This is a genomic window from Moorena sp. SIO3I6 (assembly GCF_010672095.1).
This window is the reverse complement of the sequence record NZ_JAAHHU010000054.1, coordinates 15,727-41,283: the sequence shown is the minus strand read 5'-3', so window position 1 is coordinate 41,283 and position 25,557 is coordinate 15,727. Positions and strand designations below refer to the sequence as shown.

The following is a 25,557-nucleotide window of genomic DNA, read 5'->3' as shown; positions in this document are numbered from 1 at the left end:
ATGAAAATCCGTTTTAGAGGTGCCACTGACAAGGATTCCTATGATGAGGAGCCGTATGATACGAAAGTATCACGTACGGTTTTGAAGACGAGTCGGTGAGGCGACTCACCGGCTTAGTTTAATGATTTACTTCCTACGTTGGTTTGGTCATGACACCCAGGGGTGAACTCCAGCTTCTGGCTCTGTCGCTAATCATTAAGATAAAGGCAAAATGTGTGGTTAGCTCAACAAGCCATCCCAACATTGTCTAGGAACACATTACCGAATTGAGATGCATTAATCATGCAAAATTATGTTTTTGTTATTGACACAAAAAACCAACCATTAAACCCCATTTCCCCAAAGAAAGCTCGTCGGTTATTAGACAAAGGCAAGGCAGCGGTTTTCAGAATGTACCCGTTCACAATCATCTTGAAGACTGCGATTGATAATCCAACTATCTCACCTTGTCAAATCAAGATTGACCCTGGCAGCAAGGTCACCGGATTTGCCCTAGTCCAAAACAACCAAGTTATTTGGGGAATGGAATTAGAACACAGGGGAGGATTGATCAAGAAAAAACTAGAGTCTAGAAAAGCTGTAAGACACCGAAGGCGTAATCGCAACACCCGCTACAGAAAACCAAGATTCCTTAACCGTAGACGAAAAGAAGGCTGGCTTGCCCCTAGCTTAGAGCACAGGGTTTTGACTATTGAAACCTGGGTGAAACGATTAATTAAGTTCTGTCCAATCAATCAGGTTTGGGTCGAAAGAGTTAAGTTTGATACCCAGAAAATGCAGAACCCTGAAATCAATGGTGTTGAGTACCAACAAGGTGAACTAGCTGGCTACGAAGTAAAGGAGTACTTACTTGAGAAATGGGGAAGAGAATGTACCTATTGCGGTAAACAGTCTGTTCCCTTGCAGATCGAACACATTCACCCAAAGTCATTGGGTGGAAGTAATCGGGTCAGTAATCTCTGCTTAGCCTGCGAAAAATGCAATCAACGGAAAGGAAACAAACCCATAGAGGAATTCCTAAAAAAGAAACCAAATCTACTTCAGAAAATCAAAACTAAAACTAAGCAACCATTACCGGATGCAGCAGCGGTGAATACGACTCGTAACAAGTTAGTAAAGGTACTTCGATCAATCAAGTTTGTGGTCACCGGAACGGGAGCGCAAACCAAATACAACCGGACTAGATTAGGACTACCTAAGCAGCACTGGATTGATGCCGCTTGTGTTGGGAATATTGAGACCTTGGTCTTGAAAACCTCTCAGCCGCTGTTAGTCACTTGCAAGGGGCAGGGAGGGAGACAGAAAGCAGCACTTAACAAATACGGTTATCCCATTAGACACAACCCACTCAAACCAATCAAAGGCTGGCTCACTGGGGACATAGCCAAGCATCAAAAACTAGGGATAGGCAAAGTCACCCCTAGAAGCAAAGGAAGCTTTGGATTTACCCCGTTAGGAATGAAAGGTTATAAGAGCTGCTTTCCTCAAGATATATCAGCAATACACCGAAAAGATGGATACACTTACAGCTTTTGCCAGCACATGCCGGAATTTACCGGTAAATAGTCGTCCTAGACGTTCCTGGCACTTAGTTAGGGGAAGTTTGAAGTAGTAATCATGATCTTTAACACTGGGTTAATCAAAATTAACGTTAAGTAATATCATGTAAAAAGTTACACATTGAGATTAGAAGCATTGTTATCTGAGCCCCTACCTCAAGTAAAGTTTCCTGCTAGTGTTTTCAAACTGACCAATGGCTTGAATGTCATTCATCAATACCTAAGCGCTACACCAGTAGTAGTGGCGGATGTGTGGGTTGGTGCTGGTGCGATCGCAGAACCAGATGAATGGTATGGCATGGCTCACTTCTTGGAACACATGATTTTTAAAGGCACCGAGACCATTGCTCCTGGTGTGTTTGACTATGTGATTGAAAGCCACGGTGGTGTAACGAATGCGGCTACTAGCCATGACTTTGCTCATTTTTTCGTAACCAGTGCTTCTGAGTACTTAAAACACACCCTGCCTCCCTTGGCAGAATTACTCTTGCATCCTGCTATTCCTGAAGAAGAATTTGTCCGGGAACGGTGTGTGGTGTTAGAAGAAATTCGTGGCAGCTACGATAATCCTGATTGGGTTGGATTTCAGGCTCTTTCTGAGAGCGTTTACCAACGTCACCCCTATGGCAGACCGATTCTGGGTACTGAAGCGGATTTGATGGCTCACTCTCCCCAACAAATGCGCTGTTTCCACCAATGCCATTACCAGCCGCAAAATATGACTGTGGTGATTGTAGGTGATATTGACCAAGAATCAGCATTAACTATAGTTAACCAGTCATTTCAAGATTTTCCTTCCCCCACTGATTGTCCTAAACCAGAGGTGATAGCTGAACCACCATTTATCGGAATTAGGCGTCAGGAACTAAACTTGCCTCGCCTGGAGCACTCACGTCTATTGATGGCTTGGCACGGACCAGGGATAGATCAGCTTGGGGATGCTTGTGGTTTGGATTTACTCTCTGTGCTCCTGGCTGATGGACGCTCTTCTCGCTTGGTAAGAGAATTAAGGGAAGAGAAACAATTAGTGCAAGACATTGGTAGTAGCTTCTCTCTACAGCGTGATTCGAGTTTGTTTACTATTACCGCCTACCTAGAACCCGAGTACCTAGAACAGGTAGAAGCAATAATTAGGGAACACCTGTGGCAATTGCAACAGACACCAGTGTCAACCACAGAAATCAAACGCTGTCAACGTCAGCTCTATAACGACTATATTTTTTCCACAGAATCTGCTGGTCAACTTGCTGGTTTGTATGGTTACTACAACATTATTGCTACAGCAGAAGCAGCCTATAGTTATCCGATTGAGATTCAAAAGCTAACAGCTAATGACGTAATGCACTTAGCCCAGCGGTATCTTTCTCCCCATCGCTATGCTATCACAATCCTCAACAGTATGGCTTAAAGTATAGCTGAAATCGTAACTCATTTTGAGATTCAAAAGCTCAGAGATTTAGACCTAATGCACTTAGCCGATGCGGTATATTTATATCTATCGCCTGAGCTATCACAATCATCAACAGGATAGCTTATATTGTAACTAATTAAAGGTAGTAAATCCTCACAAAGGCATGTAGTCAAAGTTGAAATTCGTGCATTGAAAATTTGAAATTTGAAATTTGCCTAAAACCTAAAACTATCCAGCCTAAGACTTAAGACTATCATGCCTAATATCACACTAAAGCAACAACAGAATATCCATCGCACAGTGCTAGATAATGGCATCGTGGTGATTGTAGTTGAAAATGCTGCTGCTGATATCATTGCCAGCCGTCTATTTATTCGGGCAGGTAGTCAGTTCGATCCACCAAACCAAGCTGGGCTATCTCACCTCGTCTCAGCAGTTATGACCAAGGGAACCCAAGACTTATCCTCTATAGACATTGCCGAACGGGTCGAGTCTATGGGGGCTCAACTTGGTGCTGATGCGGCTAACGATTATTTTCTACTCTCCCTGAAAACCGTTGCAGCTGACTGGTTTGAAATGTTACAGCTAGCAGGGCAGATTTTGCGATCGCCTAGTTTCCCAGATGCTGAAGTAGACCTAGAAAGGTACCTAACCATTCAAACTATTCGTGCGCAACAGGAGCAACCCTTTAACATTGCCTATAAGCAATTGCGACAAGCAATGTATCAAGACCATCCCTACGGCTTTTCAGTGTTGGGAGAAGAAGCTACCGTATCTACACTGGGTCGAGCTGACTTAGAACACTATCATCAGACTTATTTCCGCCCTGATAACCTCATAATTAGTATTGCAGGTCGTATTAACTCAGAAGATGCGATTGGGCAGGTGGAGCAAGTGTTTGGGGATTGGCAAGTTCCCGATACACCCCTGAGCAAACCCTCCTTACCCTCCCCGATTGCAAAACCCTGCCAAGTGACCACTGCCCAAGAGACGCAGCAGTCCATTGTGATGCTGGGTTATCTTACCTCAGCCGTACAAGAGGCTGACTTTGCTACGCTGAAACTCCTGAATACCTACCTGGGCAATGGTCTTTCTAGCCGCTTGTTTGTAGAACTCAGAGAAAAACGGGGTTTAGCCTATGATGTCTCAGCATTGTTTCCGACACGCCAGTCGGCTTCTACGTTTATAGCCTACATGGGGACAGCACCGGAAAATACAGAAACTGCCCTGGTTGGTCTGGTTACCGAAGTGGAACGTCTTTGTTCTCAACAACTGAGTCAGGATGAATTGCAAGTTGCCAAAAATAAGCTTCTTGGTCAGTATGCACTAGGTAAACAAACTAATGGTCAGCTAGCTCAAGTCTATGGCTGGTATGAGACGATCGGGCTAGGAGTTGAGTTTGATACCCTGTTTCAACAGGATGTGACAAGGGTTACTCCAGAGATGGCTCAAGCAGCAGCTAATCGTTATTTCATTGAACCTTATATTTCTCTAGTCGGACCTGCTGAAGCAATCAACTTCCTCGGTTAACAGAGCAAACTAAAAACTTGAGGTCTCTCCCGTGTTTTACCTTTTAACCGGGGGAGATCTCAATATATTGTTGTCTATAAATCCGCTTGAATCGATAAAGTTAAATTAAGTCGTGACAAGATTTAATTGGCTGTAAAGATATGGATTCTATACACACCACTAACAGCATCATCGGTATAACTATCTTTGGATCAGTAGCCCTTAGCTTAGGGAACTTGCCAGCAGTTGCCCTTGAAGCCAATGGCGTTGTCCCAAAACTGGCTCAAGCAATTACCCCAGTCAAAATCAACCGACCAACTCTCGATATTGGTAGTGAGGGGGAAAGAGTATCTGAATTACAAGCAGTTCTTAAATTATTAGGGTATTACACAGGAGAGGTAAATGGGTTTTATGGAGATAATACTGCGATGGCTGTCTCCAAGTTGCAGCAAGAAGCGGGTTTGACTCCCCATGGCATCATGGGAGCTGCTGAATGGAATCTTCTGTTTCCGAGCATCCCACCCAATCCAACATCCTCAACCTCTACTTCAAATCCCTTACCCTCAGCAAGTATAAGACCCCCGACCACCTCTGATGGCATCTCAGCTTCATCCTTTCCGACGCCTTCCATCACACAAGCTATTACCCAAACCACCACAACTAGTTCCAACCCTTCCTCCCCAGCAACCAGCACTAGCTTTGGTAATCGCACTACCACAACAGGCAATGCGGTCACTGTTGAGAGAACTAAGCCTAGCGCTATAACCTTACCAATTCTCCGACAAGGTATGCGTGGTCCAGCAGTCCAGCAATTGCAGAGGCGACTGAAATCTCTTGGTTTTTTAAAAGCCACAGTAGATGGGGTATTTGGAGAGGTTACGAAAGCCGCAGTACAAACGGCTCAGCGCAAGTTCAAACTAGAACCTGATGGCATTGTTGGTCCTGCTACTTGGAATGCTTTGCTACGTTGATGAAATTTTTGTTGAACGCGCACGCGTGGCCGTTCGCGCAGCGTGGCCTACGGCCTTAAGGCCATGGTTGACGATTGAAAGTGAAAAGTTAACAGTTAACAGTTCACTAATCAACCGTCAACAACACACTAGTTATATTTTTATTATATTTTTAGTTATATTGTGTCCGGTTGACTAGTTATCAATCTTGATGAAGATTACTGCTTTGCTTGTTTCTGCTGTTTGAGTTCGTGCTTCAATACTGAACTAATTCCTAAAGCCCCCAAAGCGAAAATTCCTAGGGTAGAAGCAGGTTCGGGAACTCTTTCACCTGTAGACAATGACAGCTCAGCACGAGATACAATGGCATCATCTCCATAAAATACCGGAATTTTGCCACTATTGGCATTAAAGACGTTCACGATTTCTCCTGAGTCGTAAAACTCCAGTAAATTTAAAGACAGCGATTGCTTAGTTCCTACTGGGAGATTGCGGATCAGATCAATAGTAATAGTATCCAATCCTATGATACCAAATAAATCGGTAGTAATCAGGGCGTTGTGTGGTGTCAGGTCTAAAATTAGTTCCGCTTGCGATAAGTCATTGATTGATGTCGCCAAGTCAGAAAAATCAAAGCTCCAACTGGTATCTTCATCAATCCCATTACCAAGGGTGGTGTTATCCCCAGTCCTTTCTATGGTAAAATCGCCGTTTTGTAGGGTTTGACCAATACTGGCATTTAGTATTGTAGAAGGAGTTGAACTGCCAATCGCTTCAGCTGTGAAATCAAGACGACTAGCCAAGGCTTTTTCAGGTATTAAGCAACTGCTCAAAACGACGGCAACTGTAGCCACTGAGAACCCTTTTAAAGTAAGCATTTTAATAGTTCCAAACCAAAACTAACATTAGAGTTAATGTAAAAATAACTCTATTATACTTCGGTGAGAGAATTTTATCACAAAAAAGGCAATACTCCAGATAAAGATTTATTAAGTCCTTTTTAAGCATTCAGGCATCAGGAAATAAAGGACTTTAAGCCTCCTTACTTCAGTCAAGGGTGCTGACGCTACTTTTTCTTGATTTCTGGGAATTCTGTGAATGTAACTCCTAACGATTTGTCAGTCAAGCAGGATGGCACAAGCAAATGTTATTCAAATCTTTAGCCCAAGGGGTTTCCAAGGTTTCTGGGAAAGTTACCCTTCCCCTGATCTTGGTCATACCATTTGTCCTGCAAATCTTCGCAGCAGTGGGACTTGTGGGATATCTGTCCTATAGAAACGGCAAGACAGCGGTTAATGATGTTGCGACTCAACTGCTTGAAGAAGTCAATGCTCGGGTTGAGCAGAATTTGGAGGCTTACCTAACCATTCCTCATCTAGTTAATCAGATTAATGCCACTGCCATTAATCTAGGTCAATTGAATTTGCAAGATATTCCTGAATTAGAGCGTTACTTTTGGCAGCAGCTTCAGATCTTTAATACCCTCACATTTACTGGATTAGGCTTAGAGAATAAAGACAACTTAGGAGCAGAACGATTAGATGATGGTACACTGATACTAAGAGTTTCCACCAATTGAATCCATCGCTCCAGTCCCCGACTTCACCAATGAAACCCCGAACTTCACTGGAGCCTTAGCAGCAGACAGTGGATATATCAAAATTTTGATTGTGGACGATGAACCAGTCAACCGCCAGGTTATTAGCAATTATCTTTCCATGGAAAATTATGCGATCGCTACAGCCACTAATGGTTTAGAAGCTTTAGAAATTCTCTCAAGTCGTTTCCAGCCTGACTTGATCTTACTGGATGTGATGATGCCCCGCATGAGGGGCTATGAAGTCTGTGAAAAAATTCGCCAGAAGTTTTTGCCCAGTGAACTTCCGGTGATCATGTTAACCGCCAACAATCAAGTTTCTGATTTGGTGGAAGGGTTTACTTGTGGGGTAAATGATTATCTGACTAAGCCTTTTTATAAGCATGAATTGTTAGCCCGAATTAAAAGTCATCTACGGCTTTATAAAATTACCTCTGCTTATGGTAAGTTTGTCCCCCATGACTTTTTGCGCTTCCTGGGATATGACAGTATTATTGATGTTAAATTAGGGAACTATGTTCAAAAATAAATGACTGTTATTTTTGCTGATATTCGCTCTTTTACCAGCCTATCAGAACAGTTATATCCTCAATAAAATTTGAATTTTATTAATAGTTATCTGAGTCGAGTTAGTCCAGCAATCCGGGCTCACAACGGGTTTATTGATAAGTACATTGGAGATGGAGTTATGGCACTTTTTCCTGAGTCAGCGGATGATGGGGTTCAAGGTGCACTTGAGATGCAACAAACAGTGGCGGTCTACAACCAGCATCGGTGCCAAAGTGATTATGTTCCGATTACTATCGGTATTGGTTTACATACAGGTAGCTTAATGCTAGGAACCATCGGTGAACAAAAGCGGATGGAAAGTACGGTGATTTCTGATGCAGTGAATCTTGCTTCCCGCTTGGAAGGATTAACCAAACTTTATGGTGCAGGGATTATGATTAGCCAACAAACCCTCTATAACCTGAATGAGTTTCAAAAGTACAGTTATAGGTTTCTGGATCGAGTCAAAGTTAAAGTAAAAAATAAACCGGTGGCAGTATTTGAGCTATTTGATCAAGATCAGCCGCAACTGAAGCAGTTAAAGATAAAAACTAAGAGTAACTTTGAACAAGCTGCATTTCTCTACCATCGGCAAGCTTTCGCCCAAGCTGAACAGATATTTCAGTCAGTTTTACAAACTAATCCCCAGGATAAAGCAGCCATGCTCTATGTCAAACGCTGCCAAAAGTCTCAAAACTATGGGGTGCCAGAGGACTGGGAACGGGCAGAAGCGTTGCATGAGTCATAATTTAGCGTTGCCCAATTGTGCAATAATTGAGGGTAATGAGTAAAAAACTTCAACTATGAACTTAACCGAAACAACCGGACACGATATCATTCTTTTTTATCAGTAAGTAATCATCCGAATTTGATAAGTCCTCGGACATAAAATATTGACTTGCTGATTAACTATCCTGAGCATAATTCTGTCCAAGACACTAAACTATTGACAAAAGTCTGAACACTGTGCTCTGATAAATCCACAATCGGTAACGTCGATACTACATTTCCATAACACTTACTAATCGAGCGGCGGTAAGCTGGATCATAATGACTTTCAAGCAAATCTCCTACCAAAGCATGACCTTGACCCCCATCAATCATCCCATACCACTGGTTAATTTTTTTCCAGCCATAGCGAAACCTTAGACACTCTAGCTTACTTTTGAAAAACTCAGGGTTAGTAAGCAAGTGAGGATACTCTTGCAACAACCATTCAATTCTACGTGCCAGGGGTAACTCAACTTCCACACACCTAGCATCCTTCATATTTTGCCATACTGAATGAGGCAAATAAATTTTTCCAATCTTATTGCTTTCTGCTTCTACCCATACTGGCTTATCGACATCAAAGCGTTGCAATTTTTCCAATAGCAGGGATTCAAACCATTTTTGTGACGGTTGAGATAATGGTTCACCTTCCCACTCTTGACCCAGCAGCGAACCTCGATGATTTGCTAACTCTTCCAAATCCAGCATCTGGACACCTTGCTTAGCAAGTTGCCGCAAGATCAGGGTTTTCCCACTACCCGTTAGTCCACACAATACCCGGTAAGTAAACTGTTGTGGCAACTGTTCTAATTCTTCCCTTACATAAGCTCGATAGGTTTTGTATCCCCCGTCGAGAACTGTAACTTGCCAGCCAATTTGAACTAACACTGCTGCCAAACTCTGGGAACGCTGTCCACCCCGCCAACAATAGACCAAGGGATGGTAATTTTTATCCTTAGCAGCAAAGTGACTTTCCAGATGTCGAGAGATGTTCCCAGCAACTAGAGAGGCACCAATTTTACGAGCTTCAAAGGAAGACACTTGTTTATATATAGTCCCCACCTTAGCCCGTTGCTGATCATCGAGCACAGGTAGATTAATCGCACCTGGCATATGATCCTCAGCAAACTCACTCGGGGAGCGCACATCAATAATTTCGCTGTAGTCTTCTTCCTTTGGCTGCTGGGTATAGTTATGCGATCGCTGCATTCGATGTTCAATTCTCTGTTTCCTGAAATAAGTGCCATCAATGGCTCAGTGTGCGGTAGTTGACACTGGTGAGTTTTTACTCTGAACACTGAGCACTGACGCACTTAATCCTATTATCGACGCATATGCTCCTCCAAAAGCTTTTTAGCCCGAGGCTTATAAATCAGATGGAACAACGCCGTGAACCGATACCAGGACAATCCGGAAAATCGTTGGGATGCGGGATAGGAACTGTTCCAATGCCCTATCATCCGGTTCATCAATCAATTCATCCAGCATTGCCAAGGTTTCCCGCACCCGACTAGCCGTGTTTCCCCAGCCTGCTTCAAAACCCATCTCTTGCAGCTTAAAGCGGAATTTATCATAGGATTCGCTGTCTGGGCGATCGCTTACAAATTCCAAGGCCAACTTCACCTGTTCTGAGAGTTGCTGGTGATTGTGAATGCGCTCGTTAATCAGTAGCTGGTTTCCTTGGAAATAAAGCACTTTCAAGAAACCGTACAACGACTCCAACCACTGCTCAGGGTCTTGAAAGAGTTTACTGGAGAGATAGCGGTTTAGGAAGCGGACTCCCTTACCAATATTCTTGGGATCGCGAATGACTGGGCTGTAGTCATAAAACGGCTGAAAATCCAGCTGGAGAACCTCCCCGACCTTGGGGTTGTAGCGATTGACAAAGCGATCGCGTATATTCAGCAGTTCCTCTGGTGTAACCTCTTGCGCCCTTAAGTCTTCAAACAGACGGAAAGCTCTTTTAGCCGCAATTTTTGGTCGGATAATCAAGCATAGACTTTCATCTTCCAGAATAATTTCTTGGGTGTAATAAATCAGCTTCCCTAAATGAGAAGAATGATAAAAGTATTCGGATTTTTTGTGGTTAGTGCAGTATTCAATGAACTACCCCGCCCTGGACGTTCGCGTAGCGTGGCCTACGGCCAGGACGGGGTGTCAGCAGACCCGTCTTTAGAGCGTGATTTTTGACGCTTCATCTTTCCTAGTTGCTTCATAGATCCAGTATGCTTACTGGCCTTTGAAGTAGAGCTAGAAAATCCACGTTTTTCGAGGTCAGTCCCGTACCCCGGCTGCTTTCCATTAGCTGCATTGAACATTACCATTGTGCTTGTCTTGTCCCTGTCAAACTCAAACCCGCAAGCGTTACAAACATGGTATCTGTTTGACAATTCAGCCCAATATTTGTGAACTTTTCCGCACTCTGGACAACGCTGAGATGGCTTTAATTTTCTGGTCGGTAGTTGAAGGACAATTCCACCTTTTAGTTTGATTTTGTAGGTCAGCATTTTATTTAGAGTGCCAAATCCTACATCTAAAATGGCTTTGTTCAATCCAGCTTTTTGCTTCTTTCTTTTTGACCCTTTTTTTGCTTTTCGGGTCATCCCTTTCGTGTTGAGTTTTTCAGTTACGCCGATGTCATAACGACTAGATAAATCTGACGTAACCTTATGTTGCCAATCTTTGCGCGCTAATCCAGCTTTTCTTTTTAGCTGAGATTCCTTTTTGTTCGCTTTCTTCCAACGCTTAGACGCTTTTATGCCTTTTTTAAAATTAGGAGCCTGTTTCCTCCGTTTCTCCTTCCCGGCTGCCTTCACCTTGGTTTCTAGAGTCTTTGTGAAGCGCTGGTTAGCTATTTCCTCAAACTCACTGCCATTAAAAGCTGTAATAGCTGTCTCAGTTCCTAGGTCATAGGCTACAATCTTCTCGTAAGTTAAGTCAGATTTTGACCCATATTTAGGATTAGGAGTTTCTGTCTTGACAGTTATTGAAGCATACCAAGTATTGACACCAGGCTTGTAAGTGATAGTTAAGGTCGTTGGAGTCCCCCAATATTTTGCCTGACCACGCATTTTTATAGTTAGGTCAAGATCGTTTAGAGTTAAGGTACCATTCTTCCCATCAGCATTAACTTTCCACCCAGCTTTACTGGGATAAGTCCATCCAGAGTATTTTCGGATTGGCTTATATTTTGGAATTCCACCTAACCCTTGAAAAAAGCGGTTATAGGCAAAATCTACTCTCTTCAGAGTGGCCTGCAAAGAAGTGCTATACAACTCCTTGTATTCCGGCCAACACTTCTTGAAATCGGGTAAACAATTTTGTTGCTCAAGGTATCCAATAGATTTTTTGTTTGCTTTCCACTCATAGCGGCGATCAGCTATCCCGGCATTGTAGAGTAATTGGTGAAGTTTTCTTGCATAAAACATCTTTGATGCAGCCGTTTTATTGGGATATAGACGGAATGTCTGCCTGAGAGTCGCCATAAGTGGAATCACCCCCTTGAATCTTGTGTTTTTTGTTTGTTATACTATTAGTATAGTTGATGATAAATAGAAATGTCAAGTACAAGAAGGAAAAAACCTCAGAAAAGAATGAGAGGAGCACCTGCTCATTATGACGAGCTAAAAAGACAACACGGAATCTGGCTTACAGACACTACTTGGAAATGGTTACAGCTCGCAGCTAAAGACTCCGGGGTAAGCGTTGGAGAATATATAGAGAGTTGGGTCAGGAAACAGGTTTCTAGTATTTGTTCGCGTAGCGTGGCCTTTGGCCAAGGGGCTATCCATCCCCCACCTGAACGTTCGCGTAGCGTGGCCTACGGCCAGGTGGGAGAATTTCGCCCCCTCAAACTCCCCCTATTTTGTTAAAAGCAGCCAGAATTTCGTTGCGCAGTAAATACCTGGGTTCTGCGGTTTTTAACTGGCTGGTAAAGTGACGTAGATCGCTCTTTTCGTCACTTTCGAGAACATCCTGAATTAGGTTGAGCATTAAAACTACCCAAATACAAGTCAACTATATTTAAACCAACAACCCTATAAAAAATTCCTCTAAAGAATAGTGATTCCCGCGCACTACAGATCAGGAATAGATATTCTTTTAGATATATGGACAACGTTCTCGCAAAACCACTTTTTTGGCACAAACAAATATTAAAGCATGTAAAGCTGCCCATACTTGTGCCGGATGTAGCGGATGAATGGATCGATGCGTAAAGCAGTACCAGTGACGCTCTTAATCAATTCAGCTGCTGTGTATTTGCAACCGTGTTGGTAAATGTTGTCCTTCAACCAATTATGGAGCGTACTAAAGTTTCCTTGCTCAATTTTTGGTATAATTTCAGGCTGTTCCGTTACTGCAGCTTCAAAAAACTGGGCGCTCATCAAGTTACCCAAGGTGTAGCATTGGAACATTCCCCCAATCTGACCAGTGTACCAGTGAACATCTTGCAACACCCCGTCACTGTCATTCTCGGGAACAACCCCTAAATCTTCACGATAGCGTTCATTCCAGGCTTCCGGTAAATCCCTCACCTGCAGCCGACCCTCAAGCATCATCAGTTCTAAGTCAAAGCGGATCATGACGTGGAGATTGTAAGTCACCTCATCAGCATCCATGCGGATTACAGACCGCTGCACCTTGTTGATGGCCTGATAAAAGGCATTGAGGGAAACATTACCCAGTTGGGAGGGGAAGTAGGATTGTACTTGGGGATAGAAAAATTTCCAGAAGCCCCGACTACGCCCAACTATATTTTCCCAAAGTCGGGACTGGCTCTCGTGGACACCCGAAGATGTCCCACAGGCAAGAGGAGTGCCTTCCAAATCTCGTCTAATTCCTTGCTCATAAAGACCATGACCCATTTCGTGGATGCTGCTAAATAGAGCTTGACTCAGGTCATCTTCATCAACACGGGTCGTAATGCGCACATCACCGGTAGAGAAGTTGATCATAAATGGGTGATGGGTTTGGTCTTGCCTTCCGCGCTCAAAGTCATATCCCATTTGCTTCATGACCTTGAGAGTCAAATCTAACTGTTGCTCTTCAGGATATCGTTGGTGTAAACAGTTGTCATCCGTGGGACTTTGGGCAGTAATAGCCTCCACAATTGGCACTAATTCCTCTCGCAACTGAGAAAAAAGCGTCCGCAAAATAGAGACTTTCATCCCATAGTCAGCAAAGTCAATTAACGGGTCAGCGATATGTTCGTAACCAGGGAAAAAATAAGCCATTTGACGGCTGAGGTCAAGGGTTTTTTCTAAGTAAGGGCGCACCGCTGCAAAGTCGTTGGTAGCTCTTGCCTTTACCCAAACACTGTACGTTTCTGTCCGATGTTCAGAGAATTCTCCCATAAATTCCGCTGGCACCTGCACGGCTCTGTGGTAATTTTTTCTAGTGCAGCGGATTAAGCTAGCTTCGTCAGAAAAGTAAGGTAGAGTTTCTTCATAGGGGCGTAACCCTTCCAGCAGTTCGCCCATGGTTGGGTCAGTAAATTTACTATGGGCAATTTTTTGTAGAGTAGCCAGCTGACGTCCCCTAGCAGCTGCACCACCGGGAGGCATATAGGTTGCCTGATCCCAGTACAACAAAGATGCGGCTGCTTCTAAGTCGTTAATTTCACTAAGGCGTTTTTTGAGGTTGAGAAGTTTCGGTTGAGTTTTTTCGGTAGTCTGCATGATGCTAGATTGACACATTCAGGCTATTAGTTTAGGGTTACGGTATTTTGCCGAATAGTAAATGTACACCTGACGACCGAAAATAAAAATCTTACCCACAAAAATGTCCGATACTAATGAATCAGACAAGTGGGCTGAAAGCTAAGACCAAGTTGCGTTTTTCAAGTGCAATTTACTTATCGGACAATGGTGAAAATTCCCAAGTCCTTATTTCCTCTCGTTACGATTTAAGCTGCAACTTGGTACGAGCACTCTGGTAAAGCTAAGTAACTAACTCAGATGCCGATGGCTATGAAAACGTCATACCCATAACTGAGTGTTATAGCATAGTATTCGAACTACTATTGTGCCATTTCTTAAAGAATTACTAGTATAGTGTAATCCCTTAAAACCAGACAATTGCTCGAGCTATTGGCACAGTGGTAAGTATTCCTACCGACTGAAGCTCACAGCCACTAGCTTCGAGCTTCCCCAATACTCGCCGAAAGTAGGATGTCACAAGGATTTGTTTGCAATCTCATTTGGATCAGGACTTATGCACCCTTTCCGTGTACAACCTCTGTAAATCTGAAGTTCTGTGATCCGAAGTTCGCTTTTTCCTATTCGTTTAAAATTATTAAGTAAAACTTATTCGTAAAAACCTATTAGTAAAAACCTATTAGTAAAAACCTTGATTTTTCGTTTTATATCATGTCGGGATAATTACCCTTAATAAAAATCTCCCCCATCTCCCCATCTTCCCCTCCTGGGAGGGGTTAGGGGTGGGTTCCCATCTCCCCATCTTCCCATCTCCCCATCTCCCCACACTTCCCACCCTCCCCACACTTCCCCTCCTGGGAGGGGTTAGGGGTGGGTCCCACCCTCCCTCTAATTATGGGTATTCAACCTGACTTGATATTAGCTGGGGCTTGTCCTATGAATGCAAGCCTTTTAGCTTTTACTTTTTACCTTGAGCAAAGGCCATCCCAAGCGAGTTGGCTGTTGGTATATCCGTTTGAGGGTATTGATGTCTCTAGCAGAAATTCTCGGGGGATTGCGAACTTGGGAAAAGTATAGCGCATCAGTTTTTAAAGGAGAATGACCCCAAATACCTAGTGCATGACCGAGTTCGTGACGGGCAGTGGCAAGGGTGTAGTCAATGGATTGCTCAGGGGAGAGAAGTATGGTAAACTTATGTAATAATAGATTATCTACTATTTGCTCTGGTGCCCTGATGGATTGCCCCAGGTAAAATTCATAGCGAGTAACGGCTGAGCGAGCGCGAGACCAATCAAAGGTTCCGGTCTCACGGTTCAAGGAAACTTTTAGAGGAGGGCGCGATCGCAAAATCGATATATCTGCTAATTCCTGCTGGTCAACTAGTTCTAGGGGCAAATACACCCCCCATTCTGCCACCGCCTTTAACACCGCATCAACCCATTGTTGGAAGCGCTGGTGCTTAGCATCAACCACAGCAGGTGGTTGGGGGTGTTCCACATAAACCTTCACGGGAAACTGAGACCAGATCAGATAACCTAAGGGAGTCCCCTTGATTTCATAAAAATAATCACCGCTGCCGGTAGGGTCTTGCCACTGGGCAAGGGGATTTGGTAGAGGGTGAGGCTTAGGAGCTGGTAGGGCAGGTGAGGTGACTGGCATCGAAGCCACGATAGCAGAGGAGGCTTCTGTTAATTGGTTAAACTTTAGGTATAAACCGGCTGCGGTGCTGGACTGAATCAACATAACTAACAGACAAGTGACACCCCCTAGAAACAGGGCTATCCATAGCTGCTGATCGTTTTTATCCCACCTACTCCCCAAGGTTTAACTCTAATTATTTACTGGTTTAACCAACCTGCACTTAAAATCACTGTCAAGCTCATAAAGGTAATCGCCAAGATCCAGGTCACCCGGTTCAGGGCTTTTTCAGCACTCTTGGTGCTGGTAAACAGCTGAGCTTGACCACCGATACCGCCAAGGCCATCTCCCTTGGGACTATGGAGCAAAACCAAAATAATCAGACCCAAGCCAGATAAAACCCAAATAATTTGCAGGATTTGATTAACCATTCTTTTGACAATATTACGGCATTGAGAAGTTTTGAACTCTCCCTCGGTTAAAACAAAGGGGTTCTCAACTTCCTGTGTTATAGAGAAACTCGCACGGGTGTCCGATTATTACGGACTTCCAACTTAGCGGGTTGGATCATAGAACGCCCAGTCATTTCTTTTGGCTGGGGAAGTTGCAAGATTTCCAAGATGGTCGGGGCAATATCTGCCAGACATCCATCACAGCGCAATGCAACTTCTGTACCATGTCCAGGGATTTTTAATTTTTCCCCTTCTACTAGGATAAAGGGTACTGGGTTGGTCGTGTGAGCTGTCCAAGGATTACCTGTCTCATCACGCATAGTCTCGGCGTTGCCGTGGTCAGCAGTAATGAGGGTAGTGCCACCAACTTTAATAATCCTATCAATTAAGCGTCCTAGGCAGCGGTCTACGGTTTCCACTGCTTCTATGCAGGCTTCCACATTGCCAGTATGGCCCACCATATCAGTGTTGGCATAGTTAATCACTACCAGGGAGTAAATGCGTTTTTCGATGGCTGCGATCACTTCATCGGTCACTTCCTTAGCTGACATGGCTGGTGCTTTATCATAGGTTGGTACCATCGGACTTTGCACCAATTTCCGGTCTTCACCCTCGAAGGGAACTTCTAGACCACCATTAAAAAAGTAAGTGACGTGGGCGTATTTTTCTGTTTCCGCAGTTCGGAATTGGCGCAACCCATGCTGGGATATAACTTCCCCCAGAATATTAGTCAAGTTCTGAGGTTCAAAGGCGACCAATACCGGAAAACTGGGGTCATACTGGGTAAAGGTGGCAAAGGTTAGGGGTTTGATCTGTTCCCGCTCAAAGCCATCAAAGTTAGGATCCACGAAGGCTTGGGTCAGCTGTCTGGCTCTATCTGGGCGGAAGTTAAAGAAAATTACTCCATCTCCTGCTGTCACAGCTCCAGGAGTAAGCCGTGTGGGCAAGATAAACTCGTCAGTAATTTCTGACTCATAAGACTCCTTGAGGAATTGTACTGCTGAGATAGCATTTCCAGGACCATCCTGAGTCATAACTTCATAGGCTTTTGAAATCCTTTCCCAGCGTCGGTCTCGATCCATGGCGTAGTAGCGACCACTAATGGTGGCTATGCATCCAATGCCAACTTGATCAATATAATCCTGAATTTTTTGAATTGCTTCAATGCCGTCGGTCGGTTTAGTATCACGACCATCGGTAATCGCGTGGATATAGACCTCAGATAGATTTTGGGCTTTGGCTAGCGCTAGCAATCCCAGGAGGTGATTGAGATGGGAGTGTACCCCACCCTCAGAACACAAACCCACGATGTGCATCTTCCCACCCCGACATTTAACGTCTCGGCATACTTGCACAAGAGCTTGGTTATCGTTTAAAGTGCCATTTTCCACCGCATCAGAGATGCGCACAAGTTCTTGAGGCACCACACGCCCAGCACCTATATTCAAGTGCCCCACTTCCGAATTGCCCATTTGACCCTCTGGGAGTCCCACGTCCTTTCCAGAGGTGCGAATTAATGTACTCGGATAGGCAGCCCAGAGGCTGTCCATTACAGGGGTGTTTGCTAGGGCTATCCCATTGGCATCAGTTACTTCGCGGTAACCCCAACCGTCTAAGATAACTAGCACCACAGGAGAAACAGGTGCTTGCCTCATCATATCGCCTTTTATCCTACTCTTAATTTCACCGCGATCATATCATTCAAAATCCGCATATTCATGATAAATTTCAATTTTTATTAGGTTTCGGCTGGTGGAGTGAGGATAATGCTTAAATCTCCTGCTAGCAAAGGTTTTGACTACCCCAAGCTAATAGGAATTTATACTCGGTAACTAACCTTTGTATACAATTAATTGGGCGTGCAGGCACGTGTTTGGATCAGGGCGACTGTTAGCCTACACTTACAACTAACAAAGGTGTAGAAAGGTTACAAATATTAATTTCTATCAACATGCCTATAAAATTGTGATGTATAAAGTAATGCTTATGAAGGTGCGATCGCATTTCCCGATATGACTGCCAATCTAACTTCTCCAGATTCCAGCCCGAGCTTGATTTCCCCTAGCATTTCCCCCCAACAGAGCGTAGACTCCTTACCGACTACTTCCCCTCTGAAACTGGGAGTGATGGCTTCCGGAAGTGGCAGTAACTTTGAAGCGATAGCTAGTGCGATCGCAAACGGCCAACTCAATGCCCAAATCAGCGTGCTCATTTACAATAATCCAGGCATTAAAGCGTTAGCTAGAGCTGAAAAATACGGCATTCCAGCGGTTCTACATAATCACCGGCACACCAAAAAACGGGAAGATTTCGATCAACAAATTGTCGAAACTTTACGACAGTATGAGGTGGAGTGGGTCGTGATGGCTGGTTGGATGCGAGTGGTGACACAGGTACTCCTAGACGCTTTCCCTAATCGGATTCTCAATATCCATCCCAGCTTATTACCTACTTTCAAAGGTGTGCGCGCTGTGGAACAAGCCCTTGAGGCTGGGGTAAAAATTACAGGGTGTACGGTTCACGTGGTCAGTCTAGATGTTGACAGTGGTCCAATCCTTTTCCAGGCAGCTGTTCCTGTGCTACCCGATGATACCCCAGAAACCCTCCATGCCCGGATTCAAGTCCAAGAACATCGGATTCTAGTCGAAGCGATCGCATTAATCAATTGTTAATTGTTATTTAGCAAAGGGAGCAGGGAGTAGGGAGTAGGGAGTAGGGAGTAGGGAGTAGGGAGTAGGGAGTAGGGAGTAGGGAACAGGGCAGAAAAATTATCACAATTTATTGAGGATTATTATTTAATTGTTATTTAGTTGTTAATTTTTATTTAATTTTTAATTTTTATTTAATTTTTAATTAAATTTAATAGTCTTTTCTAGTCTATGTTGTATTTTCTAGATTACCTAATTTCCATACCAAGCTAGAGACAAAGTTAGTCACGATATGAGCTACAATTGGTACGAGTAAGTTGTCTGTTGCTACTGCACTATACCCGAGAAGCAAACCAACAAGGGTTGCCCAAACTACATAGGGCCATTGTTGGATACCGCTTAGATGCAAAATCCCAAATAGCATACTGGAGGCTATGATACCGATAGCATTCAACCCTACTGCTGGCAACATGACACCCCGAAACAGTAATTCTTCACTCATACCGGGCAACAGTCCTAGCCACATTAAATCTGGTATGATTAGGGGCTTGAGAATTAACTTTAGGTATACTTCTGCACTCTGGCGATAAGCTGGCCAAAGACGATACACTAAGCCACTGGCTCCAGTAATTCCCAACCCCATGGCTAGTCCTATAAGTAGGGCATTGGGGGTAAATTTGATGGGGAGGAGAGTCAGCTTGCCTAGTTGCAGCCATAGCTTGGCAAAGATTAGTAAGACTACGGCAGTTATACCCATTGCCACTAGTACTTGGATGCGGGTTAGGGGTTCAAGTTCGGGATTATCGGGAATTTGTTTTGTCACAAAAATTTAAGCGACGCAGGGATGATAGGGATGGACTCAGAGCTTTAGGACTGATCCCAGCACGATGGCTAACCAGCAAGCCTAGAGCCTCTAAATATGAGTTTACTCGTATTGCTTTAATTCCCAAAGGTTCTGGAGGCACTTCCATAGTAGTTTGGTTTTCTTCAACAGCAATGATTTGGGTTTGCAACTGGCTAAAGCTTAACATTGCACTACCACCACAGGCGGTTGCTGGTATCACAATCGCATCTACATCATCAGCCCAGATTTTCCCTGGTTTTGAGGAAATAGTTTGAGAATCTGGATTAGCAAGGGAGGAGGGGGAATTTTTTTGGTTGACGACAAATTGGGGAGCGCGACTCAATCCTACTAAAACACAGGGTAAGAAGGTATAGCCCAATTCCTCTGCTGCTGAACGAGGTGACAAATTAGGATCGATGGGCAAAGGCATCAATGCTGGTGCATGAGCACAGGGAATTTGAAAGGTACGAACAATCAAGTGACTGATAATGGCTTCAGCACCAGCGAGGGGGTCTACGCCTCGACCATGACGGTAATCTTGCAATGCTTGACTATCAATGTCATCGGGAAAACGCACGACTACTGCGATCGCATTTGCTCCGGCTTGCTCGATCAGGACTTGGGCTGCTCGCAATAAACTATCGGGATTTCCAATTGTTCCCCAACTCGCTCCAGATGCTGCTGTGCGCAGTTCTACATTTAAGGGAGCATCTGTGACTACGTAGTCGGTTAGATTCAGTCCTAGGGTAGCTCTGGTGGCATCTGCTGCTTGTAGGTGTCTCAAACGTAGTTCCGGTTCAATCCCCTGATCCAGGAGTAATCCCACTCGGTTCTGATGTACAGGGCGTAATCCCCAGCATCCAGCCGCAAATTTGTCAAGTCCATAGCCTTCTACATAGAAGGCGTTGGGTAAGTTCCAGTACAACTGGGCACCATTGAGGACATTGGGATGGGTGATTAAGCGATCGCAAACTTGTGCGATCGCTCTAGCTACTGGCAAGGCATCCCCGGCATACCCACCAATCGACGCTCCTACACCAGTAGGAATGATTAAAACAACGGTATAGGCACGCTGATTCACTTACTATTTGCGCTCTTTAGTCACAATCGCCTCTACCGTAGCTTTCTCCTGCTCAGGGTCTACATGGGTAACTGCCCAGCGCAGGGGTTCTCCCCGTTCTTGTAGTTCTGCTTCAATAGCTTGGTGCAGTTCCTTAGGGGACTCTTGGAGGTCAATTTCTGCAGTAATGAAATGGGTTGTCATAGTTTTCTCCCTAATTCTAATTAGGATAATCTGGCTATCCTAATCTATCTAACCATTACTTCTCGCTATTCGGCTAATGGTATTTGATTATATTTAAGCATTCAGCTATCAGCCGTCAGTCGTCAGCTAATCAACGGTCGGTAGTAAACAAGCTGGGGCTGCTGATACGGCTGCTTGAAAATCCCTGCTTGTTTTACTCATCAAACCCGGAGCAGTTAAAGCCTCTGATAGCTGATAGCTCATAGCTGATAGCTGACAGCTAAATACTTAAGATTATATAGCAGCACTGACCTGATCACGGCTGACCAAACTGCCGGTCGTACACTTCATCTTCTTTTTCGGTGTCAAATTTCAGGTTAGAGCGGGGATAAGCTACACACAGCAGCACATAGCCTTCTGCTTGGAGTTCTGGCCCTAAACCCATCCCATCGGTTTGGTCTACACTGCCTTCTGCTACTCGTTTGGCAGCGCAAGTGGTACAGACTCCAGCGGTGCAGGAACTGGGTAAATCTATCCCCGCCCCATGGCCAGCTTCAAGAATTTTTTGATCCTCTGGCACCTCTATAGTGTATGTGTTGCCTTTGTGATTAAATTCGACGGTGTAAGTCTTGGGCATTGTATCAATTTCGAGCTTGATACTCCCAATCCTATGAATAGGACGGGGAGGGTCACTGGCTTATTTTAGCGCTTTGTGGGATATAAATTAAGCTGGTGCCTTCGTTAGCCGAACCGCGAGAAGCCCCGCGCTCTACCCGGTAGGGTGAGCGTCTTGAAGTTACCGTAAGGATAGGGTCGCCTTTAGGGTTGGCAGGCTATGCATAAAAGAGGTGCGACCCGTGGCGAATTTAATTACGGGTCAAGGGCACCTTTGGTTGAAACTTATTGATTAAGGCGACCCTACCTTCTTTCAAGGGTAGGTTTTTAAGATAAAGGGCTGAGGATAGAAAAGGAATACTTGGAGAAAAATCGGGAAAAAATTGACCGATAGGTAACGGAAGATGATTGAGTAGAGCAGCAAGAATCAGCTAACTTGCCCCGACGAAAACAGCTCAAAACACGGGGTTTCGGTGTACCGGTGTCAGAGTTTTGACTCTCGACAGGGGTTGCCGGTAACTGTTGTGAGTCGTTGAAGGATAGATCAGGATCAGATTCCCCTCCAACACTGACGACCCAAAAGGTGGCGATGGCAATTGCCAACCAATGACGCTCAGCCCTTTGGGGGTCAGTCATTTTCGTCTGGTGCCATTGCCAACCTCCCCGCCAACGTATCCTTGAAGAGACACTCAATCGGTGAACCCATTCGATACCATCAACCCTCAGCTTGATCTGGGTCGAGATCGGTGACAATCAACCAAGGATCTGAGTACCCAGAGTCCCATCGAGCCAGCAAGGTACAACTGAGGGGATTGCTAGAAAAGCAAGTTACTCGACCTGACCAGCTTTGACCGTTCTGGGTCACCACTGTGGTTAAAGGAACAAAGCTGGGTTGACCCACCGGATGAAACTGTCGAAGTTGGTTAATTCGTAAAAACGGATGCCAACCCTGTTGTTGAATTGCAACGCACGAGCCACTTGGCATACAGTCCTCGGTCAGCCATCACCAAAACTAACCAGTCCTGGGGAATTGTGTTTGTAAGGTGGGAGAGTAAATCCAGCCAATAGGGTTGCCAACTGCCTTTAGCCTTGGCTTCGATCACTTTCCAAGCCACAGGAATACCGCAGCCGCGATAGACAACCCTCACAACTAAGAGGGTAAATCGGCAACAAAAGGAACGAAGCATCAAGAGCTAAAACCATCGATTTTTTCTGGGGAGGCCATCCATTTAACACCCATTGCAGGAGTGGGGCTTGCACAGCTGGTGACATCAAGTTCAGCTCGTTTATCCCCTTTTTTGTCTTGCTGATTTCTGTACCACTCCCGCAACTGTTGACGTACAGTGTTTTCTTTTTTGCCGAGCAAGGCCGCTAGAAAAACTGCCACTGTGGTCAGTCCACAAGAGCCGGTCATCACAATGCCAAAACTCCACATCCCTAAAACCTCTGCTTGAGGTTTGCTCAGATGGGGCATTTTTTTAGTCACTGTCCTCAACCATTTTTGGTAATCTTGATTCTTCTTCATGGCTGTGTTCCCTTAGCCGCTGTTTAAGAGCATCGCGTTTTTTTCCAGTTTATTAAAAACCTACCCCTGAAAGGCGTGGTGAATGGGGTCCAAGAGCATTAGGAAACCGCTCGATTGTAGCCGATCCACGCCAACTATAAATGAAGGAAATTGTCAATACCAAAATTAAATTTATAGAACCATTTCGTCCTTTTGCACCAGTTATCTTAGCCGAACAGGTAAATCAGTATTTTTCCGGTTCTAATTTACAAAACCAATATCTGCCTCGCTATATGCAGATGGTGGCACCAATTCTTGAAGATAAGCAAGAGCAAATTCAAGCTGTCTGTCATAATGGCACAGGTCGCCTACAAGCTATTCGCCAAGAATCTAACCCGTTCTATTATCAAGTAATCGAAAATTTTGGTGAGGCAACTGGAATTACCGTCCTCTTAAACACTTCCTACAATTTACGGGGTGAACCAATTGTGAATACACCAGAAGATGCCTTGCGCACATTTGCTTACAGTGAGATTGTTCTACTGGTGATGGGGAATTTTTGAGTTTAAAAATCCAATAAACCTCAACCGGTTTTACCTAAACAAAAAGTAAGTTTATCTTAAAAATGCCAATACAAAAATAACCATTATGCTAATGTTTGTTGGATTTAAAAAACACTATACAGCGTTTTTCATAACTATTAGGTACACAGCATTTTTTCACTCTTGCCTCTTGCCTCTTGCCTCTTGCCTCTTCCGTCTTACCTCTTCCCTGCTCCCTGCTCCCTGCTCCCTAAAACCCAGGACGAAAGCACCTCAAACGTCGCTGAGAATTGCTACATACTCAACGCTGTACTATAAACCCCATTATAGTTAAGCAAATTGCCTGAAACATCCATTATCATTCGTTGCTATAACGAAGAAGAACACATCGGTCGTCTGCTCAGTGGCATCATGCAGCAGACAATCCAAGATGTAGAAATCATTGTTGTTGACTCAGGTTCTACTGATGCCACTCCATCCATTGCATCCCGCTATCGAGTCAAACTCTTATCCATCAAACCGGAGGAGTTTTCCTTTGGGCGAGCGCTCAACCTTGGATGTCAGGCTGCCACCGGGCAATTCATCGTTATTGCCAGTGCTCACGTTTATCCCATCTACCAAGATTGGATTGAAAAGCTGTTAGCTCCCTTTAAAGATCCTAAGATTGCTTTAACCTACGGAAAACAACGCGGTAACGAAACAAGCAAGTATTCAGAACACCAGATATTTGCTACTTGGTTTCCCGATCAGTCGGTTCATGTCAGGAATCAAGACTATCCTTTCTGTAACAATGCTAATGCTGCGATCCGGCGATCATTGTGGGAAGACGTTCCCTACGACGAAACCCTCACAGGCTTAGAGGATTTGGACTGGGCAAAACGGATTATGCCCTTAGGCTACCGCATTGCTTACGTTCCCGCAGCTGAAATTATTCATGTTCATGAGGAAACCCCCAAACGCATTTACAACCGCTATCAACGAGAAGCCATTGCTCTTAAACAGATTTATCCCCAAGAACACTTCCATTTTTGGGATTTTTTGCGCCTGTTCACCACAAATGTTGTCAGTGACTACTATCATGCATTCCATGACGGTGTTTTCAAGCCAAATTTGCTTTCAATTCCTATATTCCGCTTAATGCAATTCTGGGGTACCTACCAAGGCTTTGCCCAAAGGGGACTAGTCAGCAACCGCCTGCGACAAACCTTTTATTATCCACGCAGCCTATCACCTTACCAGAACACCTTTTCTTATGACAATCGACGACTCATTGACTATGGCTCCTCTGCAAAATCCTCCGAGCAAGTATATTGACATTTCAGTACCCGTATCCCCATACCTTCCCACCTGGCCTGGTAGCCCAGCAATTGAATTTCACCGTCACCTCGATTTAGAACATGGTGATATTGCTACCGATACAACACTGCATTTTAGTGTACATACGGGGACTCACGTTGATGCTCCAATGCATTTCATCCCAGGGAAAGTGTGGAACAGCTACCTCTGGATGTTCTAATCGGAGAGGTTTACGTTGTAGTTGTGCCCGATGATGTCGATGTAATCACCGCAGAGGTATTAAAGCAGTTAACTCTACCTGCCAACATACAGCGTTTGCTTTTGCACACGCGAAACTATCGGCTGTGGCGATCGCAAGTGCGGGAATTTCAGCCGGACTTTGTGGCGCTCACAGCAGATGCGGCTGAATGGGTAGTTGAACGGGGAATTAGGTTAATTGGGGTGGATTATTTGTCAGTCCAACGTTTTGATGATGGTCCGGAAACTCATCAAATTCTGCTAAAATCCGAGGTTGTTATTATTGAAGGCTTGAATTTAACGGATATTTCAACTGGAAAGTATGAGTTGTTATGTTTCCAATTAAGCTCAAGGGAGTAGAAGGAGCTCCAGCTAGGGTAGTTTTACGTAACTTATCTGATTAAGTATTTACATTTTACTACAAAATTTTTAGATATTAGTTTTTAATGAATTATTTTAATACTGAACCTAAAATTATTGCTCTCTTGCCAATGAAAGCTAACAGCGAGCGAGTCAAGGGTAAAAATTTTAAGCC

28 protein-coding genes and 2 pseudogenes are annotated in these 25,557 nt (G+C 44.3%); 13 read left to right on the top strand and 17 right to left on the bottom strand.

Annotated elements, in window-relative coordinates; translation table 11 throughout:
• The first annotated feature begins 282 nt into the window (after positions 1 to 282).
• From iscB to F6K49_RS17305, 4 genes are all read left to right on the top strand, one after another.
• The gene (gene iscB, locus F6K49_RS17320; RefSeq protein WP_293098559.1) at positions 283 to 1,566 is read left to right on the top strand and encodes an RNA-guided endonuclease IscB; all 1,284 of its coding nucleotides are present in this window, start codon (positions 283 to 285) and stop codon (positions 1,564 to 1,566) included.
• 114 nt (positions 1,567 to 1,680) lie between these two features.
• Positions 1,681 to 2,967 (top strand): pitrilysin family protein, encoded by a 1,287-nt coding sequence (locus F6K49_RS17315; RefSeq protein ID WP_293064270.1) that lies wholly within the window; start codon positions 1,681 to 1,683, stop codon positions 2,965 to 2,967.
• 258 nt (positions 2,968 to 3,225) lie between these two features.
• Entirely contained in the window at positions 3,226 to 4,500 is a 1,275-nt protein-coding gene (locus F6K49_RS17310; RefSeq protein ID WP_293040457.1) for a pitrilysin family protein, read from the top strand.
• A gap of 140 nt (positions 4,501 to 4,640) precedes the next feature.
• Positions 4,641 to 5,450, top strand: coding sequence for a peptidoglycan-binding protein (locus tag F6K49_RS17305; RefSeq protein WP_293024603.1), 810 nt, complete (start codon positions 4,641 to 4,643; stop codon positions 5,448 to 5,450).
• Between the two features lie 197 nt (positions 5,451 to 5,647).
• Here the strand turns inward: F6K49_RS17305 and F6K49_RS17300 are convergent, their stop codons facing one another.
• The gene (locus F6K49_RS17300) at positions 5,648 to 6,307 is read right to left on the bottom strand and encodes a PEP-CTERM sorting domain-containing protein (protein ID WP_293024601.1); all 660 of its coding nucleotides are present in this window, start codon (positions 6,305 to 6,307) and stop codon (positions 5,648 to 5,650) included.
• A 266-nt stretch (positions 6,308 to 6,573) separates the two neighbouring features.
• Between F6K49_RS17300 and F6K49_RS17295 the strand changes: the two genes are divergently transcribed.
• From F6K49_RS17295 to F6K49_RS53425, 3 genes are all read left to right on the top strand, one after another.
• Positions 6,574 to 7,008 carry a hypothetical protein gene (locus F6K49_RS17295; RefSeq protein ID WP_293024599.1) on the top strand — a complete coding sequence of 145 codons (435 nt, stop codon included), beginning with the start codon at positions 6,574 to 6,576 and terminating at the stop codon, positions 7,006 to 7,008.
• A 91-nt stretch (positions 7,009 to 7,099) separates the two neighbouring features.
• Positions 7,100 to 7,555: a response regulator gene (locus F6K49_RS53430; protein ID WP_366514198.1), complete on the top strand. Its 456-nt coding sequence runs from the start codon at positions 7,100 to 7,102 to the stop codon at positions 7,553 to 7,555.
• Between the two features lie 69 nt (positions 7,556 to 7,624).
• Complete coding sequence (locus F6K49_RS53425) at positions 7,625 to 8,323, top strand: adenylate/guanylate cyclase domain-containing protein (RefSeq protein WP_366514196.1); 699 nt, start codon at positions 7,625 to 7,627, stop codon at positions 8,321 to 8,323.
• Positions 8,324 to 8,484: 161 nt separating this feature from the next.
• Here the strand turns inward: F6K49_RS53425 and mnmH are convergent, their stop codons facing one another.
• The 3 genes from mnmH to F6K49_RS17275 all read right to left on the bottom strand — a co-directional run bounded on the left by mnmH (position 8,485) and on the right by F6K49_RS17275 (position 11,831).
• Positions 8,485 to 9,555: a tRNA 2-selenouridine(34) synthase MnmH gene (gene mnmH / locus F6K49_RS17285; protein WP_293024597.1), complete on the bottom strand. Its 1,071-nt coding sequence runs from the start codon at positions 9,553 to 9,555 to the stop codon at positions 8,485 to 8,487.
• 156 nt (positions 9,556 to 9,711) lie between these two features.
• On the bottom strand, positions 9,712 to 10,449 hold the full coding sequence (locus tag F6K49_RS17280) for a hypothetical protein (protein WP_364300886.1): 738 nt from the start codon (positions 10,447 to 10,449) through the stop codon (positions 9,712 to 9,714).
• 35 nt (positions 10,450 to 10,484) lie between these two features.
• A complete protein-coding gene (locus tag F6K49_RS17275; RefSeq protein WP_293064262.1) occupies positions 10,485 to 11,831 on the bottom strand; it encodes a transposase in 1,347 nt (448 codons plus the stop codon).
• 72 nt (positions 11,832 to 11,903) lie between these two features.
• Here F6K49_RS17275 and F6K49_RS17270 point away from each other — a divergent pair, with 72 nt between their 5' ends.
• A complete protein-coding gene (locus tag F6K49_RS17270) occupies positions 11,904 to 12,218 on the top strand; it encodes a hypothetical protein (RefSeq protein WP_293098554.1) in 315 nt (104 codons plus the stop codon).
• Here the strand turns inward: F6K49_RS17270 and F6K49_RS17265 are convergent.
• The 6 genes from F6K49_RS17265 to gpmI form a co-directional block, all read right to left on the bottom strand.
• Positions 12,196 to 12,339, bottom strand: a complete 144-nt coding sequence (locus tag F6K49_RS17265) for a hypothetical protein (RefSeq protein WP_293080456.1) — start codon at positions 12,337 to 12,339, stop codon at positions 12,196 to 12,198. The two genes, F6K49_RS17270 and F6K49_RS17265, sit on opposite strands and share 23 nt — an antisense overlap.
• Positions 12,340 to 12,500: 161 nt before the next feature.
• Complete coding sequence (locus F6K49_RS17260) at positions 12,501 to 14,024, bottom strand: carboxypeptidase M32 (protein WP_293024595.1); 1,524 nt, start codon at positions 14,022 to 14,024, stop codon at positions 12,501 to 12,503.
• A 688-nt stretch (positions 14,025 to 14,712) separates the two neighbouring features.
• Positions 14,713 to 14,847, bottom strand: coding sequence for a hypothetical protein (locus F6K49_RS17255; RefSeq protein WP_293024593.1), 135 nt, complete (start codon positions 14,845 to 14,847; stop codon positions 14,713 to 14,715).
• Between the two features lie 107 nt (positions 14,848 to 14,954).
• Positions 14,955 to 15,824, bottom strand: a complete 870-nt coding sequence (locus tag F6K49_RS17250; RefSeq protein WP_293024591.1) for a peptidase — start codon at positions 15,822 to 15,824, stop codon at positions 14,955 to 14,957.
• Between the two features lie 17 nt (positions 15,825 to 15,841).
• The gene (gene secG, locus F6K49_RS17245) at positions 15,842 to 16,072 is read right to left on the bottom strand and encodes a preprotein translocase subunit SecG (RefSeq protein WP_008191847.1); all 231 of its coding nucleotides are present in this window, start codon (positions 16,070 to 16,072) and stop codon (positions 15,842 to 15,844) included.
• 77 nt (positions 16,073 to 16,149) lie between these two features.
• Entirely contained in the window at positions 16,150 to 17,748 is a 1,599-nt protein-coding gene (gene gpmI / locus F6K49_RS17240; RefSeq protein WP_293098564.1) for a 2,3-bisphosphoglycerate-independent phosphoglycerate mutase, read from the bottom strand.
• Positions 17,749 to 18,105: 357 nt separating this feature from the next.
• On the opposite strand from gpmI, the gene purN reads away from it, so the two are divergent.
• Positions 18,106 to 18,765, top strand: a complete 660-nt coding sequence (gene purN / locus F6K49_RS17235) for a phosphoribosylglycinamide formyltransferase (protein ID WP_293098551.1) — start codon at positions 18,106 to 18,108, stop codon at positions 18,763 to 18,765.
• A 205-nt stretch (positions 18,766 to 18,970) separates the two neighbouring features.
• On the opposite strand, the gene F6K49_RS17230 is transcribed toward purN, so the two are convergent.
• The 7 genes from F6K49_RS17230 to F6K49_RS17200 form a co-directional block, all read right to left on the bottom strand.
• A complete protein-coding gene (locus F6K49_RS17230) occupies positions 18,971 to 19,564 on the bottom strand; it encodes a CPBP family intramembrane glutamic endopeptidase (protein ID WP_070395365.1) in 594 nt (197 codons plus the stop codon).
• Positions 19,542 to 20,666 (bottom strand): DUF3326 domain-containing protein, encoded by a 1,125-nt coding sequence (locus F6K49_RS17225; protein ID WP_293098546.1) that lies wholly within the window; start codon positions 20,664 to 20,666, stop codon positions 19,542 to 19,544. Before F6K49_RS17225 ends, F6K49_RS17230 begins: the two co-directional genes overlap by 23 nt.
• A gap of 3 nt (positions 20,667 to 20,669) precedes the next feature.
• Complete coding sequence (locus tag F6K49_RS17220) at positions 20,670 to 20,849, bottom strand: hypothetical protein (protein ID WP_075903751.1); 180 nt, start codon at positions 20,847 to 20,849, stop codon at positions 20,670 to 20,672.
• 295 nt (positions 20,850 to 21,144) lie between these two features.
• Positions 21,145 to 21,465, bottom strand: coding sequence for a 2Fe-2S iron-sulfur cluster-binding protein (locus F6K49_RS17215; protein ID WP_293064224.1), 321 nt, complete (start codon positions 21,463 to 21,465; stop codon positions 21,145 to 21,147).
• A 305-nt stretch (positions 21,466 to 21,770) separates the two neighbouring features.
• Positions 21,771 to 22,136: a hypothetical protein gene (locus tag F6K49_RS17210; protein WP_143727835.1), complete on the bottom strand. Its 366-nt coding sequence runs from the start codon at positions 22,134 to 22,136 to the stop codon at positions 21,771 to 21,773.
• A gap of 22 nt (positions 22,137 to 22,158) precedes the next feature.
• Positions 22,159 to 22,428, bottom strand: a complete 270-nt coding sequence (locus F6K49_RS17205; protein WP_293024556.1) for a hypothetical protein — start codon at positions 22,426 to 22,428, stop codon at positions 22,159 to 22,161.
• Positions 22,429 to 22,629: 201 nt separating this feature from the next.
• A complete protein-coding gene (locus tag F6K49_RS17200) occupies positions 22,630 to 22,968 on the bottom strand; it encodes a hypothetical protein (protein WP_075903757.1) in 339 nt (112 codons plus the stop codon).
• An 83-nt stretch (positions 22,969 to 23,051) separates the two neighbouring features.
• On the opposite strand from F6K49_RS17200, the pseudogene F6K49_RS17195 reads away from it, so the two are divergent.
• The 4 genes and pseudogenes from F6K49_RS17195 to F6K49_RS53420 form a co-directional block, all read left to right on the top strand.
• Positions 23,052 to 23,510: pseudogene (locus tag F6K49_RS17195) on the top strand (carbamoyltransferase C-terminal domain-containing protein); the annotation flags it as partial.
• Positions 23,511 to 23,595: 85 nt separating this feature from the next.
• Positions 23,596 to 23,823 (top strand): hypothetical protein, encoded by a 228-nt coding sequence (locus F6K49_RS17190; protein WP_293098543.1) that lies wholly within the window; start codon positions 23,596 to 23,598, stop codon positions 23,821 to 23,823.
• A 5-nt stretch (positions 23,824 to 23,828) separates the two neighbouring features.
• Complete coding sequence (locus F6K49_RS17185; protein ID WP_293098540.1) at positions 23,829 to 24,803, top strand: glycosyltransferase family A protein; 975 nt, start codon at positions 23,829 to 23,831, stop codon at positions 24,801 to 24,803.
• A pseudogene (locus tag F6K49_RS53420) lies at positions 24,742 to 25,382 on the top strand (cyclase family protein). The gene F6K49_RS17185 and the pseudogene F6K49_RS53420 overlap by 62 nt, the downstream one beginning before the upstream one ends.
• The last annotated feature ends 175 nt before the right edge of the window (positions 25,383 to 25,557 follow it).

What these genes read in the sequence shown, in the direction of transcription:
- F6K49_RS17220 (WP_075903751.1), bottom strand. Translation starts at nt 20,849, where the DNA reads ATGACAACCCATTTCATTACTGCAGAAATTGACCTCCAAGAGTCCCCT.
- F6K49_RS17260 (WP_293024595.1), bottom strand. Translation starts at nt 14,024, where the DNA reads ATGCAGACTACCGAAAAAACTCAACCGAAACTTCTCAACCTCAAAAAA.
- F6K49_RS17205 (WP_293024556.1), bottom strand. Translation starts at nt 22,428, where the DNA reads ATGCCAAGTGGCTCGTGCGTTGCAATTCAACAACAGGGTTGGCATCCG.
- iscB (WP_293098559.1), top strand. Translation starts at nt 283, where the DNA reads ATGCAAAATTATGTTTTTGTTATTGACACAAAAAACCAACCATTAAAC.
- F6K49_RS17190 (WP_293098543.1), top strand. Translation starts at nt 23,596, where the DNA reads ATGCTAATGTTTGTTGGATTTAAAAAACACTATACAGCGTTTTTCATA.
- F6K49_RS17215 (WP_293064224.1), bottom strand. Translation starts at nt 21,465, where the DNA reads ATGCCCAAGACTTACACCGTCGAATTTAATCACAAAGGCAACACATAC.
- secG (WP_008191847.1), bottom strand. Translation starts at nt 16,072, where the DNA reads ATGGTTAATCAAATCCTGCAAATTATTTGGGTTTTATCTGGCTTGGGT.
- F6K49_RS17305 (WP_293024603.1), top strand. Translation starts at nt 4,641, where the DNA reads ATGGATTCTATACACACCACTAACAGCATCATCGGTATAACTATCTTT.
- F6K49_RS17265 (WP_293080456.1), bottom strand. Translation starts at nt 12,339, where the DNA reads ATGCTCAACCTAATTCAGGATGTTCTCGAAAGTGACGAAAAGAGCGAT.
- F6K49_RS17310 (WP_293040457.1), top strand. Translation starts at nt 3,226, where the DNA reads ATGCCTAATATCACACTAAAGCAACAACAGAATATCCATCGCACAGTG.
- F6K49_RS17200 (WP_075903757.1), bottom strand. Translation starts at nt 22,968, where the DNA reads ATGAAGAAGAATCAAGATTACCAAAAATGGTTGAGGACAGTGACTAAA.
- F6K49_RS17295 (WP_293024599.1), top strand. Translation starts at nt 6,574, where the DNA reads ATGTTATTCAAATCTTTAGCCCAAGGGGTTTCCAAGGTTTCTGGGAAA.
- purN (WP_293098551.1), top strand. Translation starts at nt 18,106, where the DNA reads ATGACTGCCAATCTAACTTCTCCAGATTCCAGCCCGAGCTTGATTTCC.
- mnmH (WP_293024597.1), bottom strand. Translation starts at nt 9,555, where the DNA reads ATGCAGCGATCGCATAACTATACCCAGCAGCCAAAGGAAGAAGACTAC.
- F6K49_RS17300 (WP_293024601.1), bottom strand. Translation starts at nt 6,307, where the DNA reads ATGCTTACTTTAAAAGGGTTCTCAGTGGCTACAGTTGCCGTCGTTTTG.
- F6K49_RS17275 (WP_293064262.1), bottom strand. Translation starts at nt 11,831, where the DNA reads ATGGCGACTCTCAGGCAGACATTCCGTCTATATCCCAATAAAACGGCT.
- gpmI (WP_293098564.1), bottom strand. Translation starts at nt 17,748, where the DNA reads ATGAGGCAAGCACCTGTTTCTCCTGTGGTGCTAGTTATCTTAGACGGT.
- F6K49_RS17270 (WP_293098554.1), top strand. Translation starts at nt 11,904, where the DNA reads ATGTCAAGTACAAGAAGGAAAAAACCTCAGAAAAGAATGAGAGGAGCA.